Genomic DNA, 25,683 nt, shown 5'->3' on the forward strand with positions numbered 1-25,683 from the left:
ACCCCGGCCCACCGATAGCGCGGGCTTTGTCCAAGGATGAAAGGCAGCAACAGGCCAAAACCCACGCGGCCACGCCGCAGCGCGCCCCCCCTCAGATCGTCACAACACGGGTTCCGTTGGGCACGCGGTTATACAGATCAATCGCGTCATGATTGACCATGCGAATACAGCCCGATGACACATATTGCCCGATCAGCCACCATTCCGGTGTGCCGTGAATGCGGTAACCCCGATCCTGTCCCCCGCTCATCAGATACAGCGCGCGTGCGCCCAGCGGGTTTTGCGGCCCGCCCGGCATACCACCCGCAAAGCGCCGCAGGTCCGGCTCACGCCGGATCATGTTTGCAGTGGGGGTCCATGTCGGCCACTGCGCGCGCCGGTATATTGTGCCTGTCCCGCGCCATGTGAACCCTTCGCGCCCGACCGCAATGCCATAACGCAGCGCATGCCCGTCCGGCAGCACCAGAAACAGCTTGCGTTCGGGGTTGTCGATTACAATTGTGCCGGGGCCGTAGCGGGTGGGGTAGGGCACCACATCGCGGTGAAACTCGGCGGGAATAATGCTCATGCCGGTGGCGCGCAGCGTATGGGCACCGTCTGGGCGCGCTTCATAGCTGATGGGCGTGATCCCGTAGCGTTCGGCAACCGGCGACATGGGTTCGGTGCGCGTGGTGGCAATGACGCGCCCGTCATCGGTCATGCGCGGGCTGGCCGCAGGGGCGGTGGCGGTGGTGGTCTCGCATGCACCCAATGCAAATGCGGATGCAGCTGCGCCTGTGGTGATAAACCCGCGTCGGGATATGAAGTTCATGATGCAACCTGTTGTGGTTGCCTGTTTTTGGCCTGCCTCAACCCAGTGATACGCAGCTATAGCGCGTCGCGTCCAGCCTACAGATGGGCAGGCGGGACTGCGCCGGTGCATTTGGGCGACAGGGTGTTGCCAATACGACACCCGTGGCCGCGCCAGCGTTCCGGCGCGGTGTTGCGCTGCCGGATCGTTAGCGGGGCAGGCTGGCGGCTGTGCGCGCAAGCGCCGTGATGCCCGCCCAGTCGCCCGCATCCATCATGGCCTTGGGCGCAACCCAGCTGCCGCCCACGCAGGCGACATTCGGCAGTTTCAGGTAATCGGGCGCAAGCGCGGGCGTAATGCTGCCCGTGGGGCAGAAGGTGACCTGTGGCAATGGCCCGCCAATGGATTTCAGCGCGCCCGCCCCGCCCACGGATTCGGCGGGAAAGAATTTCTGCACGCTATAGCCTTGCTCCAGCAGCGCCATCACTTCCGAGCAGGTTTGCGCGCCGGGCAGCAGCGCCATGTCGTTCACGCGCGCCGCGTCCAGCAGCGCCGGTGTCGACCCCGGTGATACCGCAAAAATCGCGCCTGCGTTGCGCGCCGCTTCCATCTGCGCAGGCGTCAGAACTGTGCCCGCGCCGAGTACGGCCCCTTCGACCTGTGCCATTTGTGCGATGGCCTCCAGCGCGCAATCCGTGCGCAGCGTCACTTCCAGAACCGGCAGGCCGCCCGCGACCAGTGCTTCGGCCAGGGGGCGTGCATGGGCCAGATCATGAATGACCAGAACCGGAATGACAGGGGCCAGATGGCACAGTTTCAGGGCGCGTTCGCTTTGTTCGGTGGGGGTCATTGGGTCGCTCCTGCGGCGGCGAAAGGGGGTGATTGCGCTAACGGCAATAGCGCGAAGCACGCGCCCGCGCAAGGCTGGGGTGGCACGGGACAGTTGGATCGGGGGAGAACAGGGAGTTTCGCGGGAGATTTTGGGGCTGAAGGGGGTGTTGGGGCATGGACAAAGCCCGCGCCATCGGTCGGGCCGGGGTCTGCCGATCCGCCGCCAGTGAAGTTCACTTTATGCAGGCGGCATATCCTTACTTCAAAGGCTTGGAGCACCATCAGCCAAATCGGCAGGCCGCGGGACGGCCCGCCGATGGCGTGGGCCACCTGCGGCCTTTGCTCCGCGCCTTGGGCACTCAACGCGACCTTCTGGCCAGACTCGACCCGCTACCCGCCTGTATGGCTCATATGGCGGGTCATCTGTCCGTCAACCTTCTGGCGGGAATAGTCGAAATCATGGCCTTTGGGCTTATGCGCAATGGCATTGCGGATGGCCTGTTCCAGCAGCGCATCATCAGCACTGGCGCGCAAGGGCGCGCGCAGATCGGCCATATCTTCCTGACCAAGGCACATATACAATTCGCCTGTGCAGGTCAGCCGCACGCGGTTGCAGCTTTCGCAGAAATTATGCGTCAGCGGCGTGATGAAGCCGATTTTCTGGCCCGTCTCTTCCAGCCGCACATAGCGCGCAGGCCCGCCCGAACGTTCCGCCAGATCGGTCAGGGTAAAGCGTTCGGTCAGCCGCGCGCGCAAATCTGACAGGGGCCAGTATTGGTCCAGCCGGTCCTCATTGCCCAGATCGCCCATTGGCATGACCTCGATATAGGTCAGGTCCATGTCGCGGCTGCCGCACCAGTCGACCATTCTGAACAATTCATCCTCGTTAAACCCCTTCAGCGCGACCGCGTTGATCTTGACGCGCAGTCCTGCATTCTGGGCTGCATCAATGCCGTCCAGCACCTGCGGCAGACGCCCCCAGCGGGTGATATCGGCGAATTTCTGGTCATCCAGCGTATCCAGCGAAATATTCACCCGCCGCACCCCGCAATCGGCCAGATCCTGCGCATAGCGGCGCAACTGGCTGCCATTGGTGGTCAGTGTCAATTCGCGCAGGGTGCCTGCGTCCAGATGGCGCGTCATCGACTGAAAGAATGTCATGATCCCCTTGCGCACCAGCGGCTCGCCGCCGGTAATGCGCAGTTTCTCGACCCCAAGCCGGATGAAGGTCGAACACATGCGGTCCAGTTCCTCCAGCGTCAGAAGTTCCTTCTTGGGCAGAAAGGTCATGTTTTCGGCCATGCAATAGACACAGCGAAAATCACAACGGTCCGTGACCGAGACACGCAGGTATGAAATCGGACGGGCAAACGGGTCAATAAGTGGTGCTGTCATGGACCCGAAGGTAACCATCACTGATGCGTGCGGCAAGCGCGAAGATGATTGTTCTCTCTCATCATTCACATTAGACTGCATATTATGAAATACATGCCGCATCCTGTAATCCTTTTGCTGCCTGTGCTGGTGGTGTCAGCCTGCGCACAGTTTCCCGGCCCGTTCGGCCGGTCTGCCGCTGATCGGGGAGAAGCGCGCGCCGTGGCGCAGGCCGCTGATGGGCAGACCGTGCGCCCTGTGACCCGCCCTGAAGATGATCCGGATGGTGATGCCACTGCGCCCACGGCCGTTGCGGCTGCGGTGCCCGGACAGGCGCTTGGCGACACATTGGCCGGACTTGGTGCGCCCACGGAAACAGGATTATGGCTGCGCACGGGGCTGGTCACACAAGTGATGCCGGGGCGCATTCAGGCACCGGACGGAACCACAGCACTGGTCGAATTGCGCCCGTCAGGTGCGCCTGCGGGGGCGGGCAGCCAGTTGTCGCTGGACGGGTTTCGCGCGCTTGGCGTGCCGCTGACCCAACTGGTGCGCTTGCGGGTGTCCGCGCGCTGACGCATGCATGCGGTTTGGCCTTGCCCTGATGGGCGCACAGCCCTATGACCTGCGCGCATGCGAATATTGTTTCTGGGCGATGTTATGGGACGGGCAGGGCGCGCAGCGGTAGCCGCGCTTTTGCCGGTTATGCGCCGCGACTGGCGGCTGGATTTCACGGTTGTGAATGGCGAAAACGCCACAGGCGGCATGGGGCTGACGCCTGAACACGCGAAAGCGCTGCTGGAGGCGGGCGCCGATGTCATCACATTGGGCGATCATGCATTCGACCAGAAAACCATGCGCGAATTCTGCGCGCAGGAAACGCGCATCATCAGGCCGCTGAATATTGCCAAATCCGGTGCCCCCGGTGCGGGCGCGCGGGTGTTTGATGCAGCGGGCGGGCGGCGTGTTCTGGTCGCGCAGGCGCTGGGGCAGGTGTTCATGAAACAGCCCTATAGCGACCCGTTTTCCGCGATTGATCCGGTGCTGCGCGCCCACCCGCGTGGCGGCATGGTGCAGGCCGCGATTGTGGATATTCATTGCGAAGCCACATCCGAGAAGGCCGCGATGGGGCTGTGGTGCGACGGGCGCGCCAGCCTTGTGGTGGGCACGCATACCCATATCCCTACAGCCGATGCGCAGATTCTGGCAGGCGGCACGGCGTTTCAGTCCGATGCGGGCATGTGCGGCGATTATGATTCCGTGATCGGCATGCAAAAAGACGAACCCATGCGCCGCTTCATCACCGGCATGCCGCGCGCAAGGTTCGAACCCGCGCAAGGGGCGGTCACTGTGTCGGGCACCTATATTGAAACCGATGACCGCACAGGGCAGGCCACCCGCATTGAAATGGTGCGCATCGGCGGGCGGCTGCCGCAGGCGGGGCCATCCGCGCTGGACCTGTCGGGCGTGGCAGGGTTTTCGGGCTGATTTTGCCCTTGGCGTGACGCACCCCGCGCACGGGCGCGGTCGCAAATCGCAAGGCAGGGTATTCGGGGCTGTGGCGCAGGTTGGGCGTTCCCAAGGCGCGGAGCAAAGGGCGTCAGCCCGCCGCGCCATAGGTCTGGCCGTCCCGCGGCCTGCCGATTTGGCTGATGGTGCGCCAAGCCTATGATCTTGGGAGTATGCAGCTCGCATAAACTGCGCGCCTCAAACGCCGGATCGGCAGACCCCGACCCACCGCTGGCGCGGGCTTTCACAAACCCCCGCACCGCCCCGAGAGCCGCAAGAGGATAGTCCACACTTCCCGCGCCCTCGCGACAGCGCTGCATGACAGGATACAGGCCAGATGGCGGCAGTGCGGGGCTTAGCGGACTTTCATTGTGCACGCTTGTATGTCTGCTTCACGCCTGCTGCGCGGCATCCTACACACAGCTGTCGAGCCAGACATCTCTTTGACCCTCCGGGCTACAGTCCCCCGAGATCAGTCTCGCAATTCGAGAGCTGCGGTCATCAAGCGCATCGTCTCTTTCGAGCAGTCGGAATTGGCCTGGAGCGATCAACACAGCTAAAAGACGATGATACTCCTGATCGGAGATATCCATGAGCGGTCGGCCATAAATGCTTTCGCTTGCGTGGAAAAATCCTGTCATCCATCCATCTGGACCGCGCCCCATCTCGACAGAATCAAGCCAGAGCGCAAGAATCTGATCTTTGCTGAGTTGGCTTTCCAAGCCCAAAGCAAAGCCCGTCTGCCTTATCTTGCCGATGCCAGGACGAAATTCATCGAACCCCAATCGTTTGGAAAGTGACTGAGAGATTGTTGTCAGCCCGGCACCTTGAGTGGAGAAATCAATCCCGCTGTGCTCCAGGTAGGCGGGGTCTTGCACTAAGACGAGTTGTCGAAGGCGTTCAGCGCCCAGACCGTCCGGACCTCGGCCATCAGCTATCAAGGCATCGGCGCGCGTTTCGTATTTGTCCGACTGACGGATGGCGTCCCAATATCCCAAAGCGCCATAGCCTGTAAAGCCCACACCGAGAACAACTAACGCAGTCGCCGTGAATTTAAGTGCCCGCTTCATTTCCGCCTCCGCTCAGCACAAAGCCTAGTTTTATGAAAACTTACGATGGATCGCGTGCGGTTTAAACGAGGAACTTGCCGAAAGCTGTCGCCGGTCGTCGCCGCAGCATTCATCAAAGAGGGCTCCACCCCGCCACCCCAGCGCGACCAGTAGCATATCGGGCATGCCCCCCGCGCGCGCGTGCCACAGCCCGAAGGCCACGCAGGCATCCGTCGCCATGCCCCGGATTGCCCGGAAATGTGGCTGTCATGCAGTGCTGATGGCTGTGCGCCCCCTTGGATATATCGCGCGGGCTTGCAATGGCGCGGCGGACCCGCAATAAGTTGCGCAATGGGCCGGACAACAAGGCCGGCGCGTCAGGGGGTAGAATGCTGGGCTTGGAACTGGGCCAGACTGCGCAGGCCATTATCGCCTTGGCTATTGTTGTGGGCATGTTCATTGCCTTCATGAAGGAAATCTACCCTGTCGAGGTCACAGCCATAGGCGGCGCGGTGGCGATGCTGGTCCTGGGCATCCTGCCGCGCGATGCGGCCTTTGCGGCGCTGTCGAACCATGCGCCCTGGACCATCGGCGCGCTGTTCATCATTGTGGGGGCGCTGGTGCGCACCGGCGCGCTGGACTGGATCACGCAACTGGCGATCAAGCATGTGAAAACTGCGCCCGTGCTGACCCTGTCCATTCTGACACTGACCGTGCTGGGCCTGTCTGCGTTTGTGAACAACACCCCGATTGTGGTGGTCATGATTCCGGTGTTCATAACACTGGCCAAAACATTGAAGACCACGTCTTCCAAGCTGTTGATACCGCTAAGTTATCTGTCGATCATGGGCGGCACGCTGACCTTGATCGGCACATCCACAAACCTGCTGGTGGACGGGGTGGCGCGCGCCAACGGACTGGCCCCGTTCACGGTGTTTGAAATCACCAAACTGGGCGCGATCATGGCGGTGGTGGGGGTCAGCTATCTGTTGCTTGTGGGCCGTCACCTGCTGCCCGAACGCAGTTCCATGAGCGATATCATGGCCGATCGCGGGCGCACCAAATTCTTTACCGAAGTGGCCATTCCCGAAACATCGGGCCTGCTTGGCAAGCGCATCGCCGAGGTGGACCTGTTCAAGCGTGAAGGTGCGCGGGTGATTGACGTGTTGCGCGGCGACACGTCGCTGCGCTGGGATTTGGGGGATGTGGTGTTGCAGGCGGGGGACCGCGTTGTTCTGCGCACCCAGATTTCCGAAGTGCTGGGCCTGAAGGCCAACAAGGATGTCACCCAGGTCGAAGAAGCCCGCGAGGCGGGTAACTTGTCGCCCGGGAATGACACCGCGCGCGATGTGGACCGCCTGTCATCGGTGCAGACCACCACGGTCGAGGTGCTGATCCCCCCCGATTGCAAAATGGTGGGCCGCGCGCTGGGGGGCATGCGGTTGCGCAGGCGCTACGGGGTCTATCCGCTGGCGGTGCATCGCAGAAACCAGAATATCGGCACGAATTTCGAAAATCTTGTGGTGCGGGTGGGCGACACGCTGCTGCTGGAAGGGGCGCCCGAAGACATCCAGCGGCTGGCGCAGGAGATGAATCTGGGTGATATCACGCTGACATCGGAACGGGCCTACCGGCGCGGGCATGCGCCGATTGTGATTGCGACATTGATGGCGATTGTCATTTTCTCGGCGCTGAATCTGGCCCCGATTTCGCTGATGGCCTTCGCAGGTGTGGCTGTGGTGTTGCTGACGCGCTGCATCGACGCGGATGAGGCGTTTGGCTTCATCGACGGGCGGTTGCTGGCGCTGGTGTTTTCAATGCTGGCCGTTGGCGCGGGGCTGGAGGCCTCGGGCGCAGTCACGCTTATTGTGGGCAGTGTGGCGCCCATGCTGGCCGATCTGCCGCCGTTTTTGTTGATTCTGACAGTGTATCTTTTGACAATTACCCTGACCGAGTTGGTGACAAACAATGCCGTGGCAGTGGTGCTGACGCCCATTGTCATTGGTCTGGGGCTGGCCATCGGGGTGGACCCGCGCCCGCTGGTTGTGGCGGTGATGATTGGCGCATCGGCCGCATTTGCAACGCCGATCGGGTATCAGACCAACACGCTGATTTACGGCCCCGGTGGGTATAAGTTCACCGATTTTATGCGCGTGGGCATTCCGATGCATTTTGTGATGGCCCCCACGGCTGCGTTCTTCATCCCGATTTTCTGGCCGCTATAGGCTGGGGTGGCGCGGCAGGGGTTTGGCGGCATGTGGCCGGGTTTGAGCTGCGCATATGGCATTGTCATGTCGGACGGAATCGCAAGGCTGGGCGGAACTGGCCTGAACCTGCCCTTCACCCTTGGATAAAGCCCGCGCTATCGGTGGGCCGGGGTCTGCCGATCCGACCTTATAGGAATGCAGTTTATGCAGGCTGCATACTCCGGCACCAATGGCTTGGTGTGTCACTTGCCAAATCGGCAGGCTGCGGGACGGCCCGCCGATGGCGCGGCGGGCTGAAGCCCTTGATTCCGCGCCTTGGGAAACTCCGACGTCCTCCCCCACAACAAGCAGCGCACGCGCCCTTAGCGGGGCGCACAGGGTTTTGCCTTATTCTGATGCTTCCGTGTTTGGCGGGGTCCGGGTAGCGCGGGGGTGCTGCGGTGCTGTGCCCCCGCCCCGTGCAGGGGCCAGAGAGGCAGGCAAAACCTTATGAACAACGACACGCAGCCCGACACGCGGGCCGACGGGGGGCCGACACCTGAAAACATGGTGTCCTATTCCGAGCAGTTGCTGAACCATTCCATCGCGCGGCTGACGCGCATTCTTGAAACCTATGACGATATGCCCGCTGCGCTGGCTGGCAAGGAACTGGCCGAAGAGTTCCGCAGCCTGCGCAAGGCATTGGAGATTGCCTATCATGAACGTGCCAATATCCAGAAACTCAAGGGTGTCGCAGATGCCCGCTCCGCCAGCCTTGATCTTGGGGCCGCAAGGGACGAAATCGCCCGCAGACTGGCTTGCCTGCGCGCCGCCACAGACAGTGGCGGAATTTCTGGACAGCCTGAGTGATGAGGCGCTGGCAGCCCTGCCATGGCTGTTCGAATTCTGGGCCGCCCCCCACCAACTGCCCCCCGCGGGCGACTGGCGGACATGGGTGTGCATGGGCGGGCGCGGCGCGGGCAAAACGCGCGCGGGCGCCGAATGGGTGCGCGCGCAGGTCGAAGGGGCGCGCCCGCTGGATGCAGGGCCCGCGCGGCGAGTGGCGCTGGTGGCCGAAACCTATGATCAGGCGCGCGATGTGATGGTCTTTGGCGACAGCGGCATCATGGCCTGTTCGCCCGTCGACCGCATGCCGCATTGGGAAGCGACCAAGCGCAGGCTGGTCTGGCCCAACGGGGCCGTTGCGCAATGTTTCAGCGCATCCGACCCGCAGGCCCTGCGCGGCCCGCAATTTGACGCCGCTTGGTGTGACGAGTTGGCTAAATGGCCCAAGGCAGAAGAGGCATGGGACATGCTGCAATTCGCGCTGCGTCTGGGCACACATCCGCGCCAGCTGGTCACCACGACCCCGCGCAATCAGGCCACGCTGAAGGGTATTTTGCGCGCGCCGTCGACTGTGCTGACCCATGCCGCGACAGAAGCAAACCGCGCATGGCTCGCGCCCTCCTTTCTGGAAGAAATCCGCCACCGCTACCGTGGCACGCGGCTGGAACGGCAGGAACTCGACGGGCAGTTGCTGGAAGATGCGGCAGGCACATTATGGCCGCAATCCCTGCTGGAAGGGGCGCGGGTGGGCCATGCGCCGGACTGCTCGCGCATCGTGGTGGCAGTCGACCCTGCTGTCAGCGGACATGCGGGGTCCGACCTGTGCGGGATTGTGGTTGTGGGCGCGGTGACCGAAGGCCCGCCCGCCGACTGGCGCGCCTATGTGCTGGAAGATGCCAGCCTGCGCGCCACATCGCCCAGCGAATGGGCGCGTGCGGCCATTGACGCGCTGCACCGCCATGGCGGCGACCGCATCGTGGCCGAAGTCAACCAGGGCGGCAATCTGGTGGGAGAGGTGCTGCGCCATATCGACCCGCTGGTGCCGTTTCGCGCCGTGCATGCCAGTCGCGGCAAGGTGCTGCGCGCCGAACCTGTGGCCGCCCTTTATGAACAGGGGCGGGTGTTTCACGCAGCCCGCCTTGGCCCGCTGGAAGATCAGATGGCGCAGATGACGGCGCAGGGGTTTGCAGGCACCGGCAGCCCCGACCGCGTGGATGCGCTGGTCTGGGCCTTGCATGATCTGGTGCTGGCCCCCGCCGCGCGCTGGTCGCGGCCAAAGGTGCGCACGCTGTAATAAGCGGGGGTTCATGCCTTCGCGCTAGGGTGGTTTTCACACAGCCTGACTCAGGCGGGCAGGGCGGATGCCGCAGACGCAAGTCCCGACCGCCGCAATTGAGTATTTTTGGCAAGATGAAACGGCCAAGGAATGGAGCATATCCGACATGTTTGATATCTTTCGCAAATCACAGCCACCCGTGCGCGCCGCGGCAGGCGATCTGACTGGCGCAGGCGACCTGACCGAGGCAAAGGCGTCTGCCGTGGGGCCGCTGACGGCGGGCCGCATTGGGGCCAAAACCGCCAGTCCGGGGGTCGCGGGCAGCGGGGGCGTGTCCTTTGGCATGCGCGATGGCGTGTCACTGGCGCGCGCTGGGTTTCTGGGCAACCCGATCGGGTTTCGCGCCGTGCGGCTGATCGCAGAAGCCGCAAGTGCGCTGCCGCTGGTGGTGCAGGACAGCGCGCGCCGCTACGAGGTGCACCCGCTGCTGGATCTGATCACCCAGCCCAACCCCGCACAGGGGCGCGCCGAATTCTTTGATGCGCTTTATTCGCAGCTTTTGCTGTCGGGCAATGCCTATGTTGAAGCCGTGACAAGCCCGGACGGCGGCATGCAGGAATTGCATGTCCTGCGATCAGAGCGCATGCGCGTGGTGCCCGGCCCCGATGGCTGGCCCATCGCGTGGGATTACACAGTGGGGGCGCGCAAACACCGCTTTCATGTGCGCGATGGTCTGGCACCCATCTGTCATATCCGGTCCTTTCATCCCCATGATGATCATTACGGCCTGTCGCCGCTGACGGCCGCCGCGCGTGCGGTCGATGTGCATAATGCCGCGTCGAACTGGTCCAAGGCGCTTTTGGACAATGCCGCGCGCCCGTCCGGTGCAATTATCTATCGCGGCGCAGACGGGCAGGGCAGCATGAGTGCCGAGCAGTTCGACCGCCTGCAATCCGAGATTGAAACCAACCATCAGGGCGCGCGCAACGCCGGCCGCCCCATGCTGCTGGAAGGGGGGCTGGACTGGAAGCCCATGGGCTTTTCGCCGTCCGACATGGAATTTCACCGCACCAAGGAAGCGGCAGCGCGCGAAATCGCCATTGCCTTCGGGGTGCCGCCCATGTTGCTGGGCATTCCGGGGGACGCCACCTATGCCAATTACCAGGAAGCCAACCGCGCGTTTTACCGCCTGACGGTCCTGCCCATGGCGCAGCGCGTCAGTGCCGCAGTGGCGCATTGGCTGTCGGGGTTTGTGCCCGGTGCCGTGACGCTGAAACCGGATCTGGATCAGGTGCCCGCCTTGGCCGAAGAACGCGAGCAGCAATGGCGCCGCATCGGTCAGGCCGATTTCCTGAGTGATGCTGAAAAACGCGCCCTTCTGGGCCTGCCCGCCCGCGTCGAGGGGGCATGAGTGCGCGCCGCCAGATCGGCGGGTCGCGCTATCTGTATGACAGTTTTGAAGCCGCGCAGGCGCGCATCGACGCGCAGGAACGCGTGTTCGAGGCGCGCAAGGAAGCGCTGGAATTTCGCATGACGCGGCTGGAAAGCGCGGTCGAGCGGCTGGAGCGGCGCCTGTGGCTGGCGGTCTATGCCGTTGCCGCAGGTGTGCTGCTGCATGGCGCGCTGGCGCTGCTGGCTGCAACCCAATGAAAGGGGGCATTATGGAATACAAGTTCTGCAAACCCGAAACCGGCCTGACGCTGCGCGACGGGCAAAGTATCGCAGGCTATGCCAGTGTGTTCGGGCTGCGCGACAAGGGCGGCGACACGGTCCTGCCCGGTGCTTATGCTGCATCGTTGCAACGACTGGCCGCGCGGGGCGATCATGTGCGCATGTTGTGGCAGCATGACCCCGCCCAGCCGATCGGCATCTGGGATCAGGTGTTTGAAGATGCCCATGGCCTGTTCGTCAAGGGCCGCCTGCTGCCCGATGTGGCGCGCGCGCGCGAAGCCTGCGCGCTGGTGCAGGCAGGCGCGCTGGACGGGTTGTCCATTGGCTACCGCACGGTGCGCGCGCAGGCGCTGGCCACCGGCGGGCGCAATCTGGTTGAACTGGATTTGTGGGAAGTCAGCCTTGTGACATTTCCCATGCAGGTGCAGGCGCGCCTCAGCGCGAAATCCGACCTGCTGGCGGGGCTGCACGCCGCCACCATCAGTCTGCGCGATGCGCGCGCCAGTGTTGCGCGCCTGTAGGGGCTGCGCGCGCATGCTTCACCTGATCTTGGGGCGCATCCGTTACCTTGGCCCCTGATTGCACATTCATTTCATTTTCGCAGGAGAGCGACATGACAGACGACCCCGCGCCACTGGCTGCGGGCCGGACCGGCACACCCGCCCCGGACGCGCCCGAGCTGAAGACCGCCTTGCACGATTTCACCACCGAATTCGGCGCCTTTCAGGCCGAAATTATCCGTAAATTCCAACAACAGGAAGAGCGACTGACCATGCTGGACCGCAAGACTGCCCTTTCCCCCGCCCGCCCCGTGCTTAGCTGCGCAGATGCAGGCGCAACCCTGCATCACAAGGCGTTCGACGCCTATCTGCGTTCGGGCGATGATGCGCCCATGCGCACGCTGGACATGGAAACCAAGGGCCTGAATACCCAGGTGGCCGCCGAGGGCGGTTATCTGATCGACCCTGAAACCGCGCAGGCCATTCGCGGTGTGCTGCACGCAACCGCATCCATCCGCGCGATTGCCGCTGTCGTCACGGTCGAGGCCTCTTCGTTTGATGTGCTGGTGGATCATACCGATGTGTCAACGGGCTGGGCCAGCGAAAGTGGTGCCGTGGCCGAATCCGACAGCCCCGCGATTGACCGCATTCCCATCCGCCTGCATGAATTGTCGGCCATGCCCAAGGCCAGCCAGCGCCTGCTGGATGACAGCGCCTTTGACATCGAAGGCTGGCTGGCCGCGCGCATTGCATCAAAATTCGCGCGTGCGGAAGCGGCGGCCTTCATCAGCGGGGACGGGGTGGACAAACCGCGCGGGTTCCTGACGCATTCCGACATTCCTGATGAAATCTGGGAATGGGGCAACCTGGGCTATATTGCGACCGGGGCGGCGGGCGATTTTGCCAGCACCAATGCCGCCGATGCGATTGTCGATCTGGTCTATGCGCTGGGCGCTACCTACCGCGCGAATGCAGCTTTTGTGATGAATTCCAAAACTGCGGGTGCTGTGCGCAAGATGAAAGATGCCGATGGCCGCTTCTTGTGGTCGGACGGGTTGGCGGCGGGCGAACCTGCGCGCCTGATGGGCTATCCCGTGCTGGTGGCCGAAGATATGCCGGACATTGCCAATGATGCCTGCGCCATCGCCTTTGGCGATTTCGAGGCGGGCTATACCATTGCCGAACGCCCGGACATGCGCGTGTTGCGCGACCCGTTCAGCGCGAAACCGCATGTGTTGTTCTATGCCACCAAACGCGTGGGCGGCGATGTGTCGGATTTCAAGGCCATCAAGCTGCTGAAATTCGCCCTTAGCTAAGGGCTGTTCGGGGCTGCGCGACCCGCTTTCGCGCAGTCCTGCCCCCAACCCGCCCTGTCGCACATACGCGGCACGGGGCCGGGCAGGGGGCGCGCGGCGGCGGGCCTTGCCTGTCCGGTGTTCCCATTCTGCGCCCCTGCATATGCAGGCAGGTCGCGCCGCCGCGTGCCCCCGTTTTCCCCATTCTTTGACCCCTGCGCAAAGGCTGCTGTCATGGACCTGCAAGCAACAAGCCCTATCCCCCCCTCTGCGCTGCCTGTGGCGGCGTTTCGGGATCATCTGCGCCTGTCTTCGGGATTTGCCGATGGCGCGACCGAAGATGCCCTGCTGGAACAGTATCTGCGCGCCGCGCTGGACAGCGTTGAAGGGCGTGTGTCGCGCGCGCTGTTCCTGCGCGACTATACGCTGCGCCTGACCCGCTGGCGCGATGAATATGCGCAGGTTTTGCCCCGCGCCCCCGTTGCAGACGTGACCGCCCTGACGCTGCGCGACCGTATGGGCGCGCAAACCGTCGTGCCCGCTGACCGCTATATCCTGCAAGCGGACGGGGCACGCCCGCGCATTGTTGCCGCGGGCACTGCATTGCCCACTATTCCCACGCGCGGGACAGTGCAGATTGCGTTTTCGGCGGGGTTTGGCGCGGCATGGGATGATATTCCCGCCGATCTGCGCCAGGCTGTGCTGTTGCTGGCCGCGCAATACTATGAACACCGCGACACGGGCGGCGCGCAGGATATGGATTTCGGCATCCGCGCCCTGCTGGAACGCTGGCGCGACATTCGCATGGGGGGCAGGGCATGAGTGCGCGCGCCCCCCAACTGACCCGCGCGCTGGTGCTGGAGTCGCCTGTGACCGTGCCCGATGGCGCGGGCGGGTTTTCCACCACATGGCAGGCCCTTGGCACGCTTTGGGCTGAAATCCGTGCAGGCAGCGGGCGCGAACGTCTGGCAGCGCTTGGCCCTTTGGGTGAAGTGCGGCTGCGCATCACCTTGCGCGCGGCCCCCCAAGGGTCCGGCCGCCGCCCCCGCCCTGACCAGCGCCTGCGCGACGGTGCGCGCATTTTCCGCATTCTGGCGGTGGCGGAGGCGGACGCGCAAGGCCGCTACCTGATCTGCACCGCCATTGAGGAGGCCCCCGCATGAGCTACGCCATGGCACCCGCGCTGCAAGCCGCGATTTTCCAGCATCTGGCCAATGATGCCACGTTGCAGGCGGCCTTGCAGGGCGCGATCTATGACGCCATCCCGCCTGCCACGCCCCCCGCAACCTATGCGCTGATCGGCACCGAAGACGCGGTTGACCGGTCCGACAAGACGGGCGCGGGGGCAGAACACCGCCTGACGATTGCCGTGGTCACCAATGCCACAGGGTTTCTGGCCGCCAAGGACATTGCCGCGCGCATTTGCGATGTGCTGGACACGCCCCCCCTGCCTGCGCTGGCGCGCGGGCGTCTGGTGGGGCTGTGGTTTGACCGCGCGCAGGCCCGCAAGCTGGAAGGCAACCAGACCCGCCGCATCGACCTGCGCTTTCGTGCGCGGGTCGAAGACAACACCTGATTTTCCATTCCCCGGAGGTATCGCCATGGGCGCACAAAACGGCAAGGACCTGCTGATCAAGGTCGACATGACTGGTGATGGCCAGTTTGAAACAATGGCAGGGCTGCGCGCCACGCGCGTGTCCTTCAACGCCGAAACGATTGATGTCACATCGCTGTCCTCAACAGGGGGCTGGCGCGAATTGTTGGGGGGCGCTGGCGCGAAATCGGCCAGCATATCGGGCGCGGGCGTGTTTCGCGATGCGGGCACGGATGAGCGCGCGCGCGCCATTTTCTTCAATGGCGAGACGCCGGATTTTCAGGTCATCATCCCTGATTTCGGGGTCATTGAAGGGCCGTTCATGATTACCGGCCTTGATTACGCAGGCAGCCATAATGGCGAGGCCACATTTGAAGTGTCGCTGGCGTCGGCCGGCCGGCTAGATTTCGTGGCGGCGTGAGCATGGCCAACCCTTTCGCGGGCGAGGTGACGCTGACCATTGACGGGCAACCTCATGTGCTGCGCCTGACGCTTGGCGCGCTGGCGGAGTTGGAAACCGCCATGGGCACCGACACCATTCTGGCACTGGTCGAACGGTTTGAAGGCGGGCAGTTTTCCAGCCGCGATGTGCTGGCGCTGGTGGTGGCGGGCCTGCGCGGGGGCGGCTGGCAGGGCAGCGCGGCGGATCTGATGTGCGCGGAAATCGACGGCGGCTTGCAGGGCGCTGCACGCGTGGCGGCCAGCCTGCTGGCGCATGCCTTCACCCCACCGCCATGACCACCCCGCCCCCCTTTGACTGGCCCGCGCTGATGCGCCTTGGCCTGCACCGGTTGCGCCTGCACCCGCGCGATTTCTGGGCGCTGACGCCGGTGGAATTGATGATCATGCTGGGGCTGGACAGCGCCCCCGCCCCCCTGACCCGCGCACGGCTGGAAGATCTGGCCGCGCGTTACCCCGACCAAGTGAAAGGGCCGCAATCATGAGCCGCATTTCCGATTTTGAAACCCAGATTGACGCGCTTGAATCGCGCCTTGGCCAGTCTGCCGGGCTGGTTGCGGATTTTGACGCCGAACTTGCCCAACTGGGCCGCAGCCTGACATTTACAGGGCGCGAAGTGGACAGCCTGTCGCGCAATTTCGGGTCGGGTCTGCGCCGTGCCTTTGATGGTGTGGTGTTTGACGGGATGCGGTTGCAGGACGCGCTGCGCGGTGTGGCGCAAAGCATGTCGCAATCGGTCTACAACACTGCCATGCGCCCTGTGCAAAACGCGTTCGGGTCCGCGTTGGCCCAAGGGGTGGCGGGGATGATGGGGTCGGTCATGCCATTTGCGGCAGGGGGCGCGTTCAGTGCGGGGCGCGTGATGCCGTTTGCCAAGGGCGGTGTGGTCAGCCAGGCCACGGCCTTTCCCATGCGCGGGGGGGGCACAGGGCTGATGGGCGAGGCCGGACCAGAAGCCATCATGCCGCTGTCGCGTGGCCCCGACGGGCGTTTGGGCGTGCGTGCGGCAGGCGGCGGGGGGGGCAGCATGACTGTCACCATCAATGTCACCACCCCCGATGTTGCGGGGTTTGAACGCAGCCAGACCCAGATCGCCGCGCAAATGCAGCGCCTGCTGGCGCAAGGGCAGCGCAACCGCTGACACCACAAGGAAGGACGCCGCATCATGGCATTTCACGACATCAGATTTCCGCCCGCGCTAAGTTTCGGCGCCTTGGGCGGGCCGGAGCGGCGCACCGAAATCGTGCGCCTTGCCAACGGGTTTGAAGAACGCAACAGCCCGTGGTCCGCATCGCGCAGGCGCTATGACGCGGGCACGGGGCTGCGTGCGCTGGATGATCTGGAAACGCTGATCGCGTTCTTTGAGGCGCGCCACGGCATGCTGCATGCCTTCCGCTGGAAGGATTGGGGCGATTTCCGGTCTGCGCCTGCATCGGTGGACGTTACCGCCTATGATCAGTTGCTGGGCCATGGGGACGGGCAGTCGCGCAGTTTTGCGCTGCGCAAGGCCTATGCGTCGGGCGCACAGACCTATTGGCGCGCGATCGCCAAACCCGTGGCAGGCAGTGTTCTGGCAGCACTTGGGCAGGACGCGCTGCTGGCGGGCAATGATTACAGCGTGGACGTGGCGCGCGGCGTGGTCACATTCATGCGCCCGCCGGAAAATGGCGTGGAAATCCGCGCCGGGTTCGAATTCGATGTGCCGGTGCGGTTTGACACCGATATGCTGCAAATCTCCGTGGCTAGTTTCCGCGCGGGCGAAGTGCCCAAAGTGCCGGTGGTCGAGGTGCGCTTATGAGTGGCCTGCAACCCCATCTGGACAGCGGGGCCACCACGATTGCGCGCGCATGGTCTGTCACCCGCGCCGATGGTGTGGTTCTGGGCTTTACCGACCATGATGCCGATCTGGCATTCGATGGCGTGACATTCGCCGCAAATGCGGGTCTGAGCGCACGCGCGCTGGAACAGGTCACTGGGCTGGCGGTGGACAATTCCGAAGCGGTCGGCGCGCTGATGGATGCGGGCCTGAGCGAGTCGGACATCATGGCGGGGCGCTATGACGGGGCAGGGCTGGTCATCTGGCAGGTGAACTGGGCCGATGTCGCGCAACGCCAGATCCTGTTTCGCGGCAGTTTGGGCGAGATTACGCGCGCAGGCGGGGCGTTTCGCGCCGAATTGCGCGGGCTGTCCGAGGCGCTGAACACCCAAGGCGGGCGCGTCTATCACGCGGCCTGTGCGGCGGTGCTGGGCGACGGGGCATGCCGGTTTGACCTGAACACGCCGGGGTATTTTGTGCAGGTGCCGCTGGTGGCGGTGCGCGGGGCAGAATTGCGTTTTGCGCCCGTGCCATCAATCAGCGCGGGCTGGTTCAACCATGGCCGCGCCCTTGTCCAAAGCGGGCAGGCGGCGGGGCTGGTGGGGCTGGTGCGGCACGACCAGACTGGCGCGGATGGTGCGCGTGTGATCACGCTGTGGGACAGCATTCGCGCGCCGCTTGTCGCGGGCGACATGGTGCGGCTGGACGCAGGCTGCGACAAGCAGGCCGGAACCTGCCGGTTGAAATTTGCCAATTTCCTGAATTTTCGGGGCTTTCCCCATATTCCGGGCGATGACTGGATGACGGCTTATCCCCGTCAGGGCCAGCCCAATCGCGGCGGCAGGATCAGGGGCTAGGGCGCATGGACCCCGCACCCCATCTGAACACGCGCGCGCTGGATCTGGCGCGCGGCTGGATTGGCACGCCCTACCGGCACCGCGCGGCACTGTGCGGGGCAGGGGCGGATTGTCTGGGCCTTGTGCGCGGGGTGTGGTGCGCGCTTTACGGGCGCGCCGCGCCGCATGTGCCCCCTTACGCCCCCGACTGGTCCGAAGCGGCAGGGACGGAGCCGCTTTGGGCCGCGCTGCGCACCCATTTGTCGGATGCGCCGCAGCCCGCAGACGGGCAGGTGCTGCTGTTTCGCCTTGGCCCCAATGCCATGGCCAAACATCTGGGCCTGCAATCGCGCGGGGGGGCTGCGTTTGTGCATGCCTGCCCGCGCGCAGGCGTGTGTGAGGCGCCGCTTTCTGCCCCATGGGCGCGGCGTATCGTGGCGCGGTTTGATTTTCCCGCCCTGCCAAAGGGCTGAAAACGGAGTAGCATAGAATGGCAACCATAGTGCTTGCAGCGGCCGGTGCGGCCATCGGATCAGGGTTTGGCGGGGCGGTTTTCGGCCTGTCGGGCATGGTCATCGGGCGCGCGGTGGGCGCCACGATGGGGCGCATGATCGATCAGCGCCTGATGGGGGGTGCGGGGGGCGGATCGCAATTAATCGAAGGGGGACGGATTGAACGCCTGCGCCTGACCGGCGCATCTGACGGCACACCCGTGGCGCAGGTCTGGGGGCGGGTGCGGCTGGGCGGGCAGGTTATCTGGGCCAGCGATTTTGTGGAACGCAGGCGCACCAGCGGGGGCGGCGGCGGTGGCAGCAAATCGCCGCCAGAACCTACTGTGCGCACCTACAGCTATTCGGTGTCGCTGGCGGTGGCGCTGTGCGAAGGCCCCATTCTGGGGGTTGGGCGCATCTGGGCGGACGGGCAGGAAATAACACCTGCTGACCTGAACCTGCGCATCTATATAGGGGGGGAGGACCAGTTGCCCGACCCGCTGATTGATGCCGTCCAAGGGGCGGGGCACGCGCCGGCCTATCGCGGGATTGCCTATGTCGTGATCGAGGATCTGGCCCTTGGTGCTTATGGCAACCGCGTGCCGCAATTCAGTTTCGAAGTGATCCGCGCCACACCGGCACCTGACCCCCAATCCGCCCCCCAGACACTGGCCGATCATTTGCGCGCTGTGGCCCTGATGCCCGGCAGCGGGGATTTCGCGCTGTCTACTACGCCCGTTTATACCCACAAAGGCCCCGCGCTGCTGAACCAGCCAAAGGAAGTACCCGAAAACCTGAATTCCCCCACAGGCCGCGTTGATCTGCTGGCCTCGCTGGACGGGTTGGCGCGCGAATTGCCCAATTGCGGATCAAGCCTGCTGATTGTGTCATGGTTTGGCGATGATCTGCGCGCGGGCAGTTGCCGTGTGGAACCCAAGGTCGAATATTCCAACCGCGTGGCCCCAGCCGCGCCATGGGTTGTGGCAGGGCGCACAGCCGCGCAAACCCCGCAAGTGCCCCGCGTGGACGGGCGGCCGGTCTATGGCGGAACCCCGTCCGATGCATCCGTGCGTCAGGCGATTGCGGCGCTGAAGGCGCGCGGGCAAAAGGTGGTCTATTACCCGTTTATCCTGATGGATATTCTGCCCGGCAACACCTTGCCGGACCCGTGGTCGGACGCATCCACCCAGCCGCATTTGCCGTGGCGCGGGCGCATTACAACGTCCAAGGCCCCGGGCGAGAGCGGCAGCCCTGACGGCACGGCAGATGCGGCGGCAGAAGTGGCCGCGTTTTTCGGCACGGCGCAGGCCAGCGATTTCACCATATCAGACGGCAGTGTCAGCTATTCCGGCCCGCTTGAGTGGCGCTACCGGCGTTTTATCCTGCATCAGGCGGCGCTGTGCGCGGCGGCAGGGGGGGTGGATGCGTTTTGCATCGGGTCCGAAATGCGCGCGCTGACGCAAATTCGGGGCGCGGATAACAGCTTTCCCGCTGTCGCCGCGCTGATCGCCCTTGCGGCGGATGTCCGCGCCATCCTCGGGCCGGATGTCAAGCTGACCTATGCCGCCGACTGGTCGGAATATTTCGGCTATATCACTGCGGGCGGCGATCGGTTTTTCCATCTGGACCCGCTTTGGGCGGATGACAACATAGATTTCATCGGTATCGACAATTACATGCCCCTGTCGGACTGGCGGGACGGCACCGACCATCTGGATGCGCATTGGGGGGATGTGCATAATCTGGACTATCTGAAGGCCAATGTTGCGGGTGGCGAAGGGTATGACTGGTATTATGCCAGCGACACCGACCGCGCCGCACAAAACCGCACCCCGATTGTGGATGCGTCGGACTGGGGGGAGGATTGGATCTGGCGCACCAAGGATCTGGCAGGGTGGTGGGGCAATGACCATCATGACCGCGTGAATGGTGTGCGCAGCGCGCAACCCACCGCATGGGTGCCACGGTCCAAGCCGTTCTGGTTTACCGAATATGGCTGCGCGGCCATTGACCGGGGCACCAACCAGCCGAATGTGTTTGTCGACCCGAAATCCAGCGAAAGCGCCTTGCCCTATTTTTCGCGCGGGTGGCGCGATGATGCGATCCAGATGCAATATTTTCGCGCGATGGGCGACTACTGGGCCGATCCCGCGCATAACCCTGTATCGGAGCTGTATAACGGGCCAATGGTCGATATGTCGCGCGCGCATGCATGGGCATGGGATGCGCGGCCTTATCCGTGGTTTCCGGGCAACCGCACGCTGTGGTCGGACGGGGCGAACTGGGCGCTGGGCCATTGGTTGACGGGCCGCGCAACAGGCCAGCCGCTGGATGCGGTGATTGCCGCCATTTGCGCGGCAGCAGGCATGCCGCATGTGGATGTCACGCGGGTGCATGGCGTGGTGCGCGGGTTTGCAGCCCCCTCCACCGACAGCGCGCGTGCGATGGTGCAATCGCTGATGCTGGCCTATGGCGTGGATGTGGCAGAACGCGACGGCAAGCTGGTTTTTGCCATGCGCCATGCACGCCCGCAGGCGCGGCTGACGCGCGATGATCTGGTGCAGGGGCAGGGGGGCGATCTGACGCTGGTGCGCGCCCCGCAGGCCGATCTGACCGGGCGCATCCGGTTGGGCTATGTCGAGGAAGGCGCGGATTTCGACCTGCGGCTGGCCGAGGCGGCCTTCCCTGATGACAGTGCGTTGCGCGCGGCGGGGTCCGACCTGCCGCTTGTCATGACCGCGGGCGAGGCGCAGTTGATCGTGCAGCGCTGGCTGGCGGAATCGCGCGTGGCGCGCGATACGGCACGGTTTGCGTTGCCCCCCTCCAGCGCGCTTGGCGCGGGGGATGTGGTCGCGCTGGACACAGATGACGGGACGGATGCGGTGTCGGGGTTGTGGCGGATCGACCGCGCCATAGTGTCCGATGCGCGCGAAGTTGAAGCCACCCGCGTGGAGCCGGGCCTTTATGGCTGGGGCGATACGGGCCGCGACGGGGACATGCTGACAGGTTTTGAGGCGCCCGCGCCGGTGCAGGCGCTGTTTCTGGACCTGCCGCTGATCACCGGCGAGGAAGTGCCGCAAGCGCCGTGGCTGGCAGTGACCGCGCAGCCATGGGGCGGGGCGGTGGCAGTGCATCTTGCCGGGGCGGGGGGTGCGTTTCAGCTGGACGCGATGATCGGCGCGCCTGCGCGGGTGGGGATCACGCAAACTGCCCTTTTTGCCGCGCCCGCAGGGTTGTGGGATCGCGGCCCTGCGCTGCGGGTGCAGATGGTATCGGGCGCGTTGGAAACGCTTGCGCCGGAGGATGTGCTGTCGGGCGCGAACCTGATGGCCATAGGCACGGGTGCGGAGTGGGAGGTGTTCCAGTTTTCCGAGGCTGAACTGGTGGCGCCCGACACCTATGACCTGCGCCTGCGGTTGCGCGGCCAGCAGGGCACGGACGGGGTGATGCCGCAGGTCTGGCCGGCAGGCGCGGTTGTGGTGATGGTGGACGACCGTCTGGCGCAGCTGGGCCTGCCGCTGGATGCGCTGGGGCTGGAGCGGACCTACAGGATTGGCCCTGCCAGCCGCCCGCTGACTGATTCCAGCCATCGTGACCAAAGCGTTGTGTTCGCGGGCGTGGGGCTGCGGCCCTACCGGCCCGTGCATCTGCGCGCACAGGTGCAGGCAGGGGGCGATGTGGCACTTAGTTGGGTACGGCGCACGCGGCGTGGCGGGGATGGCTGGGGCGTGGCGGATGTGGCGCTGTCGGAGGTGGCGGAACGCTATGTGGTGCGCGTGGTGCAGGGCGGGCAGGTGCTGCGCGAACAGGTGGTGGACAGCCCCGCGTGGGCCTACGCACTGGCCGCGCAGCAGGCCGACGGGGCAGGTGCGTCATTCGGGGTCGAGGTGGCGCAACTGTCGGATGTGGTGGGGCCGGGGCCATTTGCGCGGCTGGATGTCACCCTATGAGGGGATGTTGCCCTCCGGCCCGCGCGCAGATGGCCCACCCGCCCGCCCCGCTGTGGCACATGCGTGCCACAGCTTGCCATCCGCGCGCGGGCCGGAGGGCTGTGCGGGCTGGATCGGTGCGCGGGCCTGAATGATGCGCGAGATCACCCATGGCGATATTTGCGCCGCCGCGCGTGTGCTGATGGCCCGTCCGCGCGACAGCTGGCCCCGCGTCATGGCCGCATTGCTGGCGCACGCGCATTGCGCGGATTGCTACCGCAAGCGCTGCGGCAAGGTGCATCCGCAACTTGGCAACGGGACATTGATGGCCGCAGCGCTTGCATGTCATCCGGTGGCGTGTCCGCGCCCGTCGGACAGGGCCTATCTGGACGCCATTGGTGCTGCAATCGGGGCCGTGCTGGACTGGCGCGCGGGGCGGCGGAGGCCGGTTTTGCGCGTTCTGGATAGGCGAATCAACGGGGCACAGGCGCGCAAACGCGACATCTGATCCGGCCTTGCCTGCGCCCGCAGATGGCAAGCTGCACTGCGCAATGCAGTGCAGCGGGGTTGGGCGGGCGGGCCATCTGCGGGCGCAGGCAGGGCCAGCGTGCAAATTTCCGCTTTTCCCTGCGCGCGCCCGCGCCTATACCGCGCCCATGGCACAAGCACCCCTTCTTCAGTTATCCGGCATTTCCCTGACATTCGGCGGCGACCCCGTTTTTGACGGGCTTGACCTTGTGGTCCAGTCCGGGGACCGCGTGGCGCTGGTCGGGCGCAACGGGTCGGGAAAATCCACCCTTCTGAAAGTCATGGCCGGTCTGGCAGAGGTTGATCGCGGCGCGCGCGCCCTCTCGCCCGGTGTGTCGGTGGGCTATATGGAGCAGGACCCCGATTTTGCGGGATTTGCCACTTTGGGCGCATATGCCACGCAGGCTTTGGACCCGGCCGAGCATTACAAGGTTGAAATGGCCGCCGAAGGGCTGGATTTCGACCCCGATCTGGACCCCGCGCTTGCATCTGGCGGCGAGCGGCGCCGCGCGGCACTGGCGAAGCTGCTGGCCGAAGCGCCCGAGTTGATGCTGCTGGACGAGCCGACCAACCATCTGGATATTTCCGCCATCGGCTGGCTGGAAGCGCGGCTGCGCGAAACCCGCGCGGCGTTTGTGCTGATCAGCCATGACCGCGCCTTTTTGCGCAGTCTGACGCGCGCCACGCTATGGGTGGATCGCGGGCAGGTGCGCCGCCGCGAATCCGGTTTTGACGGGTTCGAGGACTGGCGCGACAAGATATGGGCTGATGAGGATGACGCGCGCCACAAGCTGAACCGCAAGATCAAGGCCGAAGCACGCTGGGCGGTCGAAGGGATCAGCGCGCGGCGCAAGCGCAATCAGGGGCGTGTGCGTGCGCTGGCGGCCCTGCGCGATGAACGCGCCAGCCAGATCAAGCGGCAGGGCGTGGCCGCGATGGCGCTGGAAACTGCCGCGCCGTCGGGCAAGCTGGTGGCCGAGCTGGAGGGCGTGAACAAATCCTATGACGGGCGGGTGATCCTGCGCGATTTTTCGTTGCGCGTCATGCGCGGGGAACGTGTGGCCTTTGTCGGTCCCAATGGCGTGGGCAAGACCACGCTTTTGCGCCTGATCACCGGCGCGGAAGAGGCCGACAGCGGCACCATCCGGCGCGGCACCAATCTGGAAACGGCGATATTTGACCAAAGCCGCGCGCAACTGGACCCCAATGCCAGCCTGTGGGAGAACCTGACGGGCGATCCGCTGATGCGCGTGTCCGGTCAGGCCGATCAGGTGATGGTGCGCGGCACGCCCAAGCATGTGGTGGGCTATCTGAAGGAATTTCTGTTCGATGAAGCGCAGGCGCGCGCGCCGGTGCGGTCCCTGTCGGGCGGCGAAAAGGCGCGGTTGTTGCTGGCGCGGATCATGGCGCAACCGGCCAACCTGCTGGTGCTGGATGAACCGACCAATGATCTGGATGTGGAAACGCTGGATCTGTTGCAGGATTTGCTGGGCGATTTTGACGGCACCGTGCTGTTGGTCAGCCATGACCGCGATTTCATCGACCGCGTGGCCAGCACGACACTGGTGTTTGAAGGCGAGGGGCGGGTGACGGCCTATGCCGGTGGCTGGTCCGATTACATGGCGCAGCGCCCTGATGATGCCCGCGCGACCGGCGCTGCGCCACCGGCGGGCGGCACACAGAAGGGCAAGTCCCGCGCCAAGCAGACGCAAAGCAAACCCGCGCTAAGCTATACAGAGTCTTACCGGCTGGAAAAGCTGCCTGCGGAAATTGCGCGACTGGAAGCCGAGATTGCAAAACTGACAGACTTGCTGTCCGATCCCGCCCTTTTTACCCGCGAGCCGTTGAAATTTCGCAAGGCCACCGAAGCGCTGAATGAACGCCAGACCAAGCTGTCCGCGGCCGAGGAAGAATGGCTTGCACTGGCGGAAAAATCCGAAGGGTAGGCGACGCCCCGCTTTTTGCCCTTTTCCGGCCCTTCCGGCACAGAGTGATCGGGGTGTAGCCGCCCTGCCGCCGATCATGCCGCCAGCGGCGTGAAGGTGGTGGTTGGCGCATCACTGCGGGCCCTTCTGTTCAGTCGCCCTGATATGCGGCCCCCACATGCCCGGCAGCCGCCATCGCCTGCGATGTGGCGTCAAGGGCTGCGTGCAGGGCTGCGGCGGTATCGGTCCCAAGTGCCGCGACAATCTCTCCATGTGCCTGTTTCCAATAGGGCAGCGCATTGGCCAGCCTTGTTTTGCCCGCCTCTGTCAACCGCGCAACCCGCACGCGCCGGTCAGTTTCACTGCGGCCAATCGTGACAAGACCCGCTTTTTCCAGCGCGCGCAGATTGCGGGTAAGGGTCGATATTTCCAGCGCAAGCCCTTCGGACAGGCGCCCCATTGGCTGCGCGCCATCCGGCCCCAATGTGATGGCATTCATCAGCGTCACCTGCGTGGCCTGCAACCCGGTGGGGCGCAAGGCGGCGTCATAGGCCCGTGTGATTGCCCGCGCCGCACGCCGGGCGCGAAAGCACAGGCAGTCGGCGGCCATGATCCGCGCCGCGTCAAGGTGGTCCATTGTTCAGCCCGTCATTCCTGTCATGTGTCTTGCCTCATGTGATGTATGTCATAAACTTGTATATGCAAGAGAGTTCTGATATTCAAGTCAAAGAGATGTTCCGGATGAGCTGTGACCGCGTGCCCGCAATGTGTCCAGCCA

Annotated in this window: 27 protein-coding genes; 22 read left to right on the forward strand and 5 right to left on the reverse strand. The window is 64.5% G+C overall.

The genetic code is table 11. The features are described 5' to 3' along the window. Nucleotides 1-91: 91 nt before the first annotated feature. From P8S53_RS06410 to moaA, 3 genes are all read right to left on the reverse strand, one after another. Nucleotides 92-811 carry a L,D-transpeptidase gene (locus P8S53_RS06410; RefSeq protein ID WP_277806311.1) on the reverse strand — a complete coding sequence of 240 codons (720 nt, stop codon included), beginning with the start codon at nucleotides 809-811 and terminating at the stop codon, nucleotides 92-94. 187 nt (nucleotides 812-998) lie between these two features. Then, nucleotides 999-1,640: a bifunctional 4-hydroxy-2-oxoglutarate aldolase/2-dehydro-3-deoxy-phosphogluconate aldolase gene (eda, locus tag P8S53_RS06415; RefSeq protein WP_277806312.1), complete on the reverse strand. Its 642-nt coding sequence runs from the start codon at nucleotides 1,638-1,640 to the stop codon at nucleotides 999-1,001. Between the two features lie 371 nt (nucleotides 1,641-2,011). Further along, nucleotides 2,012-3,016 (reverse strand): GTP 3',8-cyclase MoaA, encoded by a 1,005-nt coding sequence (moaA, locus tag P8S53_RS06420; RefSeq protein WP_277806313.1) that lies wholly within the window; start codon nucleotides 3,014-3,016, stop codon nucleotides 2,012-2,014. An 84-nt stretch (nucleotides 3,017-3,100) separates the two neighbouring features. Between moaA and P8S53_RS06425 the strand changes: the two genes are divergently transcribed. Both P8S53_RS06425 and P8S53_RS06430 read left to right on the forward strand, forming a co-directional pair. Next, nucleotides 3,101-3,571, forward strand: coding sequence for a hypothetical protein (locus P8S53_RS06425; protein ID WP_277806314.1), 471 nt, complete (start codon nucleotides 3,101-3,103; stop codon nucleotides 3,569-3,571). Between the two features lie 57 nt (nucleotides 3,572-3,628). After that, on the forward strand, nucleotides 3,629-4,483 hold the full coding sequence (locus P8S53_RS06430) for a TIGR00282 family metallophosphoesterase (protein ID WP_277806315.1): 855 nt from the start codon (nucleotides 3,629-3,631) through the stop codon (nucleotides 4,481-4,483). Nucleotides 4,484-4,917: 434 nt separating this feature from the next. On the opposite strand, the gene P8S53_RS06435 is transcribed toward P8S53_RS06430, so the two are convergent. After that, entirely contained in the window at nucleotides 4,918-5,574 is a 657-nt protein-coding gene (locus tag P8S53_RS06435; protein ID WP_277806316.1) for a transglycosylase domain-containing protein, read from the reverse strand. Nucleotides 5,575-5,942: 368 nt separating this feature from the next. Here P8S53_RS06435 and P8S53_RS06440 point away from each other — a divergent pair, with 368 nt between their 5' ends. The 20 genes from P8S53_RS06440 (at nucleotide 5,943) to P8S53_RS06535 (ending at nucleotide 24,926) form a co-directional block, all read left to right on the forward strand. After that, the gene (locus P8S53_RS06440; RefSeq protein WP_277806317.1) at nucleotides 5,943-7,778 is read left to right on the forward strand and encodes an SLC13 family permease; all 1,836 of its coding nucleotides are present in this window, start codon (nucleotides 5,943-5,945) and stop codon (nucleotides 7,776-7,778) included. Between the two features lie 471 nt (nucleotides 7,779-8,249). Next, a complete protein-coding gene (locus tag P8S53_RS06445; protein WP_277806318.1) occupies nucleotides 8,250-8,609 on the forward strand; it encodes a hypothetical protein in 360 nt (119 codons plus the stop codon). Continuing rightward, nucleotides 8,497-9,879, forward strand: a complete 1,383-nt coding sequence (locus tag P8S53_RS06450; RefSeq protein WP_277806319.1) for a DNA-packaging protein — start codon at nucleotides 8,497-8,499, stop codon at nucleotides 9,877-9,879. The genes P8S53_RS06445 and P8S53_RS06450 overlap by 113 nt, the downstream gene beginning before the upstream one ends. 148 nt (nucleotides 9,880-10,027) lie before the next feature. Then, complete coding sequence (locus P8S53_RS06455; protein WP_277806320.1) at nucleotides 10,028-11,272, forward strand: phage portal protein; 1,245 nt, start codon at nucleotides 10,028-10,030, stop codon at nucleotides 11,270-11,272. Continuing rightward, nucleotides 11,269-11,511 carry a hypothetical protein gene (locus P8S53_RS06460; RefSeq protein WP_277806321.1) on the forward strand — a complete coding sequence of 81 codons (243 nt, stop codon included), beginning with the start codon at nucleotides 11,269-11,271 and terminating at the stop codon, nucleotides 11,509-11,511. The genes P8S53_RS06455 and P8S53_RS06460 overlap by 4 nt, the downstream gene beginning before the upstream one ends. 11 nt (nucleotides 11,512-11,522) lie before the next feature. Next, on the forward strand, nucleotides 11,523-12,053 hold the full coding sequence (locus P8S53_RS06465; protein WP_277806322.1) for an HK97 family phage prohead protease: 531 nt from the start codon (nucleotides 11,523-11,525) through the stop codon (nucleotides 12,051-12,053). A 92-nt stretch (nucleotides 12,054-12,145) separates the two neighbouring features. Continuing rightward, nucleotides 12,146-13,348, forward strand: a complete 1,203-nt coding sequence (locus tag P8S53_RS06470) for a phage major capsid protein (protein WP_277806323.1) — start codon at nucleotides 12,146-12,148, stop codon at nucleotides 13,346-13,348. 213 nt (nucleotides 13,349-13,561) lie between these two features. After that, complete coding sequence (locus P8S53_RS06475) at nucleotides 13,562-14,149, forward strand: head-tail connector protein (protein ID WP_277806324.1); 588 nt, start codon at nucleotides 13,562-13,564, stop codon at nucleotides 14,147-14,149. Next, nucleotides 14,146-14,490 carry a head-tail adaptor protein gene (locus tag P8S53_RS06480; protein WP_277806325.1) on the forward strand — a complete coding sequence of 115 codons (345 nt, stop codon included), beginning with the start codon at nucleotides 14,146-14,148 and terminating at the stop codon, nucleotides 14,488-14,490. Before P8S53_RS06475 ends, P8S53_RS06480 begins: the two co-directional genes overlap by 4 nt. Continuing rightward, nucleotides 14,487-14,903 carry a DUF3168 domain-containing protein gene (locus P8S53_RS06485; RefSeq protein ID WP_277806326.1) on the forward strand — a complete coding sequence of 139 codons (417 nt, stop codon included), beginning with the start codon at nucleotides 14,487-14,489 and terminating at the stop codon, nucleotides 14,901-14,903. The genes P8S53_RS06480 and P8S53_RS06485 overlap by 4 nt, the downstream gene beginning before the upstream one ends. 25 nt (nucleotides 14,904-14,928) lie before the next feature. Then, nucleotides 14,929-15,342, forward strand: a complete 414-nt coding sequence (locus P8S53_RS06490; protein ID WP_277806327.1) for a phage major tail protein, TP901-1 family — start codon at nucleotides 14,929-14,931, stop codon at nucleotides 15,340-15,342. Nucleotides 15,343-15,344: 2 nt separating this feature from the next. Further along, entirely contained in the window at nucleotides 15,345-15,659 is a 315-nt protein-coding gene (locus P8S53_RS06495; protein WP_277806328.1) for a gene transfer agent family protein, read from the forward strand. Then, the gene (locus P8S53_RS06500; protein WP_277806329.1) at nucleotides 15,656-15,865 is read left to right on the forward strand and encodes a rcc01693 family protein; all 210 of its coding nucleotides are present in this window, start codon (nucleotides 15,656-15,658) and stop codon (nucleotides 15,863-15,865) included. The genes P8S53_RS06495 and P8S53_RS06500 overlap by 4 nt, the downstream gene beginning before the upstream one ends. After that, complete coding sequence (locus P8S53_RS06505) at nucleotides 15,862-16,521, forward strand: phage tail tape measure protein (protein WP_277806330.1); 660 nt, start codon at nucleotides 15,862-15,864, stop codon at nucleotides 16,519-16,521. Before P8S53_RS06500 ends, P8S53_RS06505 begins: the two co-directional genes overlap by 4 nt. A gap of 24 nt (nucleotides 16,522-16,545) precedes the next feature. Continuing rightward, nucleotides 16,546-17,178, forward strand: a complete 633-nt coding sequence (locus P8S53_RS06510; RefSeq protein ID WP_277806331.1) for a DUF2460 domain-containing protein — start codon at nucleotides 16,546-16,548, stop codon at nucleotides 17,176-17,178. Further along, nucleotides 17,175-18,053, forward strand: coding sequence for a DUF2163 domain-containing protein (locus P8S53_RS06515; protein WP_277806332.1), 879 nt, complete (start codon nucleotides 17,175-17,177; stop codon nucleotides 18,051-18,053). The genes P8S53_RS06510 and P8S53_RS06515 overlap by 4 nt, the downstream gene beginning before the upstream one ends. A 5-nt stretch (nucleotides 18,054-18,058) precedes the next feature. Then, a complete protein-coding gene (locus tag P8S53_RS06520) occupies nucleotides 18,059-18,505 on the forward strand; it encodes a hypothetical protein (RefSeq protein WP_277806333.1) in 447 nt (148 codons plus the stop codon). A gap of 17 nt (nucleotides 18,506-18,522) precedes the next feature. Then, on the forward strand, nucleotides 18,523-22,473 hold the full coding sequence (locus P8S53_RS06525; RefSeq protein WP_277806334.1) for a glycoside hydrolase/phage tail family protein: 3,951 nt from the start codon (nucleotides 18,523-18,525) through the stop codon (nucleotides 22,471-22,473). Between the two features lie 130 nt (nucleotides 22,474-22,603). Further along, on the forward strand, nucleotides 22,604-22,960 hold the full coding sequence (locus tag P8S53_RS06530; protein ID WP_277806335.1) for a hypothetical protein: 357 nt from the start codon (nucleotides 22,604-22,606) through the stop codon (nucleotides 22,958-22,960). A 148-nt stretch (nucleotides 22,961-23,108) separates the two neighbouring features. Beyond that, on the forward strand, nucleotides 23,109-24,926 hold the full coding sequence (locus P8S53_RS06535; RefSeq protein ID WP_277806336.1) for an ABC-F family ATP-binding cassette domain-containing protein: 1,818 nt from the start codon (nucleotides 23,109-23,111) through the stop codon (nucleotides 24,924-24,926). A 130-nt stretch (nucleotides 24,927-25,056) separates the two neighbouring features. On the opposite strand, the gene P8S53_RS06540 is transcribed toward P8S53_RS06535, so the two are convergent. Next, on the reverse strand, nucleotides 25,057-25,542 hold the full coding sequence (locus tag P8S53_RS06540) for a MarR family winged helix-turn-helix transcriptional regulator (RefSeq protein WP_277806337.1): 486 nt from the start codon (nucleotides 25,540-25,542) through the stop codon (nucleotides 25,057-25,059). Nucleotides 25,543-25,683 lie beyond the last annotated feature (141 nt).

It is taken from the genome of Roseinatronobacter sp. S2, assembly GCF_029581395.1.
Taxonomy (GTDB): Bacteria; Pseudomonadota; Alphaproteobacteria; order Rhodobacterales; family Rhodobacteraceae; genus Roseinatronobacter.

What these genes read in the sequence shown, in the direction of transcription:
- P8S53_RS06410 (WP_277806311.1), bottom strand. Translation starts at nt 811, where the DNA reads ATGAACTTCATATCCCGACGCGGGTTTATCACCACAGGCGCAGCTGCA.
- eda (WP_277806312.1), bottom strand. Translation starts at nt 1,640, where the DNA reads ATGACCCCCACCGAACAAAGCGAACGCGCCCTGAAACTGTGCCATCTG.
- moaA (WP_277806313.1), bottom strand. Translation starts at nt 3,016, where the DNA reads ATGACAGCACCACTTATTGACCCGTTTGCCCGTCCGATTTCATACCTG.
- P8S53_RS06425 (WP_277806314.1), top strand. Translation starts at nt 3,101, where the DNA reads ATGAAATACATGCCGCATCCTGTAATCCTTTTGCTGCCTGTGCTGGTG.
- P8S53_RS06430 (WP_277806315.1), top strand. Translation starts at nt 3,629, where the DNA reads ATGCGAATATTGTTTCTGGGCGATGTTATGGGACGGGCAGGGCGCGCA.
- P8S53_RS06435 (WP_277806316.1), bottom strand. Translation starts at nt 5,574, where the DNA reads ATGAAGCGGGCACTTAAATTCACGGCGACTGCGTTAGTTGTTCTCGGT.
- P8S53_RS06440 (WP_277806317.1), top strand. Translation starts at nt 5,943, where the DNA reads ATGCTGGGCTTGGAACTGGGCCAGACTGCGCAGGCCATTATCGCCTTG.
- P8S53_RS06445 (WP_277806318.1), top strand. Translation starts at nt 8,250, where the DNA reads ATGAACAACGACACGCAGCCCGACACGCGGGCCGACGGGGGGCCGACA.
- P8S53_RS06450 (WP_277806319.1), top strand. Translation starts at nt 8,497, where the DNA reads ATGCCCGCTCCGCCAGCCTTGATCTTGGGGCCGCAAGGGACGAAATCG.
- P8S53_RS06455 (WP_277806320.1), top strand. Translation starts at nt 10,028, where the DNA reads ATGTTTGATATCTTTCGCAAATCACAGCCACCCGTGCGCGCCGCGGCA.
- P8S53_RS06460 (WP_277806321.1), top strand. Translation starts at nt 11,269, where the DNA reads ATGAGTGCGCGCCGCCAGATCGGCGGGTCGCGCTATCTGTATGACAGT.
- P8S53_RS06465 (WP_277806322.1), top strand. Translation starts at nt 11,523, where the DNA reads ATGGAATACAAGTTCTGCAAACCCGAAACCGGCCTGACGCTGCGCGAC.
- P8S53_RS06470 (WP_277806323.1), top strand. Translation starts at nt 12,146, where the DNA reads ATGACAGACGACCCCGCGCCACTGGCTGCGGGCCGGACCGGCACACCC.
- P8S53_RS06475 (WP_277806324.1), top strand. Translation starts at nt 13,562, where the DNA reads ATGGACCTGCAAGCAACAAGCCCTATCCCCCCCTCTGCGCTGCCTGTG.
- P8S53_RS06480 (WP_277806325.1), top strand. Translation starts at nt 14,146, where the DNA reads ATGAGTGCGCGCGCCCCCCAACTGACCCGCGCGCTGGTGCTGGAGTCG.
- P8S53_RS06485 (WP_277806326.1), top strand. Translation starts at nt 14,487, where the DNA reads ATGAGCTACGCCATGGCACCCGCGCTGCAAGCCGCGATTTTCCAGCAT.
- P8S53_RS06490 (WP_277806327.1), top strand. Translation starts at nt 14,929, where the DNA reads ATGGGCGCACAAAACGGCAAGGACCTGCTGATCAAGGTCGACATGACT.
- P8S53_RS06495 (WP_277806328.1), top strand. Translation starts at nt 15,345, where the DNA reads ATGGCCAACCCTTTCGCGGGCGAGGTGACGCTGACCATTGACGGGCAA.
- P8S53_RS06500 (WP_277806329.1), top strand. Translation starts at nt 15,656, where the DNA reads ATGACCACCCCGCCCCCCTTTGACTGGCCCGCGCTGATGCGCCTTGGC.
- P8S53_RS06505 (WP_277806330.1), top strand. Translation starts at nt 15,862, where the DNA reads ATGAGCCGCATTTCCGATTTTGAAACCCAGATTGACGCGCTTGAATCG.
- P8S53_RS06510 (WP_277806331.1), top strand. Translation starts at nt 16,546, where the DNA reads ATGGCATTTCACGACATCAGATTTCCGCCCGCGCTAAGTTTCGGCGCC.
- P8S53_RS06515 (WP_277806332.1), top strand. Translation starts at nt 17,175, where the DNA reads ATGAGTGGCCTGCAACCCCATCTGGACAGCGGGGCCACCACGATTGCG.
- P8S53_RS06520 (WP_277806333.1), top strand. Translation starts at nt 18,059, where the DNA reads ATGGACCCCGCACCCCATCTGAACACGCGCGCGCTGGATCTGGCGCGC.
- P8S53_RS06525 (WP_277806334.1), top strand. Translation starts at nt 18,523, where the DNA reads ATGGCAACCATAGTGCTTGCAGCGGCCGGTGCGGCCATCGGATCAGGG.
- P8S53_RS06530 (WP_277806335.1), top strand. Translation starts at nt 22,604, where the DNA reads ATGATGCGCGAGATCACCCATGGCGATATTTGCGCCGCCGCGCGTGTG.
- P8S53_RS06535 (WP_277806336.1), top strand. Translation starts at nt 23,109, where the DNA reads ATGGCACAAGCACCCCTTCTTCAGTTATCCGGCATTTCCCTGACATTC.
- P8S53_RS06540 (WP_277806337.1), bottom strand. Translation starts at nt 25,542, where the DNA reads ATGGACCACCTTGACGCGGCGCGGATCATGGCCGCCGACTGCCTGTGC.